Annotated in this window: 1 protein-coding gene and 1 pseudogene; both read left to right on the top strand. The window is 64.7% G+C overall.

What is annotated here, in order from left to right; genetic code table 11:
• The coding region (gene glgB / locus VK519_RS17735; protein WP_324351989.1) for a 1,4-alpha-glucan branching protein GlgB at positions 1 to 1,686 on the top strand (1,686 nt) is incomplete at its 5' end.
• A gap of 47 nt (positions 1,687 to 1,733) precedes the next feature.
• A pseudogene (locus tag VK519_RS17730) lies at positions 1,734 to 2,300 on the top strand (glycogen debranching protein GlgX); the annotation flags it as partial.

Raw genomic sequence — 2,300 nt, 5'->3', positions numbered from 1 at the left:
CACACCATCGAGGCGGGAGTGTGGGAGCTGTTCGTGCCGCGGCTTATGCCGGGCGCGCGCTACAAGTTCCAGGTGCGCGGCCTCGATGGTGTGGTGCGTGAGAAGGCCGATCCGGTGGCGCTCTCGGCCGAACAGCCGCCGGCGACCGCTTCGGTGGTAGCCGATCCGCTGATGTTCCAGTGGTCGGACGACGCCTGGATGAGCGGCCGCGCCGCACGGCAGTCCGCCACCGCGCCGCTTTCGATCTACGAACTGCATGCCGGATCCTGGTGGCGTGAGCACGCCAACGACGTGCCCAACTGGGACCGACTGGGCGAACGCCTGATTCCGTATGTTGCGGGCATGGGCTTCACCCACATCGAGCTTCTACCGATTTCCGAGTATCCCTTCGGTGGTTCGTGGGGCTACCAGCCCCTGGGGCAGTTTGCCCCGACGTCGCGCTTCGGGCCGCCGGAGGCATTCGCCCGCTTCGTCGACCGCTGCCACGAGGCCGGCGTGGGCGTGGTGATCGACTGGGTGCCGGCGCACTTCCCGACCGACGCCCATGGCCTGGCGCAGTTCGACGGCACCGCGCTTTACGAACACGGCGACCCGCTCGAGGGCTATCACCAGGACTGGAATACGTTGATCTACAACCTTGGGCGCCACGAGGTGTCGGGGTTCCTGATCGCCAGCGCCCTGGCGTGGCTCGAGCGCTTCCACATCGATGGCCTGCGTGTGGATGCGGTGGCATCGATGCTCTACCGCGATTACAGCCGCAACGCGGGCGAATGGGTGCCCAATATCTACGGCGGCCGGGAAAACCTCGAAGCGATCGCCTTCCTGCGCCGCTTCAACCAGGTGGTGGCCGAGAAACACCCCGATGTACTGACGATCGCGGAGGAATCCACTGCCTGGCCCGGCGTTACCGCACCGGTGGAGCAGGGCGGCCTGGGTTTCTCGTACAAATGGAACATGGGCTGGATGCACGACACGCTTCAATACATGTCGCATGATCCGATCCACCGCCGCTGGCATCACAACGACATGAGCTTCGGCATGGTGTATGCCTACTCGGAGAAATTCGTCCTGCCCCTGTCGCACGATGAAGTGGTGCACGGCAAGCGTTCGTTGCTGGGGCGCATGCCCGGCGATGAATGGCAGAAGTTCGCGAACCTGCGTGCCTACTTCGGCTTCATGTGGGCGCACCCGGGCAAGAAGCTCCTGTTCAACGGCGGCGAGCTGGCCCAGCCGCACGAGTGGAACCACGACGACCAGATTGCCTGGCATCTGTTGGACAACCCCTTCCACCTTGGCGTGCAGAAACTGGTGCGTGACCTGAACCGCACCTACGCCAGCGTGCCTGCGCTTCACGCGAAAGACACTGAGTCTTCCGGATTCCGCTGGGTGGTGGGCGATGACGCCGCCAACAGTGTATTTGCCTGGCTGCGCATGGCCGACGGGGCGCCGCCGGCGCTGGTGATATGCAATTTCACGCCGGCACTGATCCACCACTACCGCATCGGCGTGCCGAATCACGGGCGCTGGCGCGAGGTGATCAACAGCGATGCCGCGCAGTATGGCGGGTCGAACGCTGGCAATGGCGGCGGCGTGGAAACATCACCGCAACCGGCCCATGGCTACCCCGATTCAGTGGCCCTCACCGTACCGCCCCTGTCCACGGTGATCTTCGTCCTGGATGGCTGATCTCCGCGCCAGGACGCCAACCACACCTCTTCGTATAAAGGCCTTTCATGCCCGCCCTTCCCGAACGCATGCAGACTGGCGCCGCCTATCCCCTGGGTGCCACCTGCGACGGCATCGGTACGAACTTCGCGATCTTCTCGGCCAATGCGACGCGGATCGAATTGTGCCTGTTCGACCCTACTGGCCGGCGCGAGATCGCGCGGTACGATCTGCCGGAGTACACCGACCAGGTGTTCCACGGCTACCTGCCGCGTATGCGCGGCGGGCAACTGTATGGCTACCGTGCCCATGGTCCGTATGAGCCTGAGCAGGGCCATCGCTTCAACCCGAACAAGCTGCTGCTCGATCCCTATGCGCGCCTGCTGCATGGCCAGGTGCGCTGGACCGATGCATTGCATGGTTACCGTGTCGCCTCACCGCGCGCTGACCTGTCCTTCGACCGGCGTGACAGTGCAGCTGCCATGCCCAAGGCGGTGGTGGTGGACGAAGCCATGCACAACGACCGTGACCGGCGGCCGCATATCCCCTGGGACCGCACCATCATCTACGAGACCCACGTGCGCGGCGCCACGCGTTCGCTGAGAAGGGTGCGCGCCAACGAACGCGGCACCTTC

It is taken from the genome of Pinirhizobacter sp. (assembly GCF_035317885.1).
Taxonomy (GTDB): domain Bacteria; phylum Pseudomonadota; class Gammaproteobacteria; order Xanthomonadales; family Rhodanobacteraceae; genus Pinirhizobacter.
This window is presented reverse-complemented; position numbering and strand designations above follow the sequence as displayed.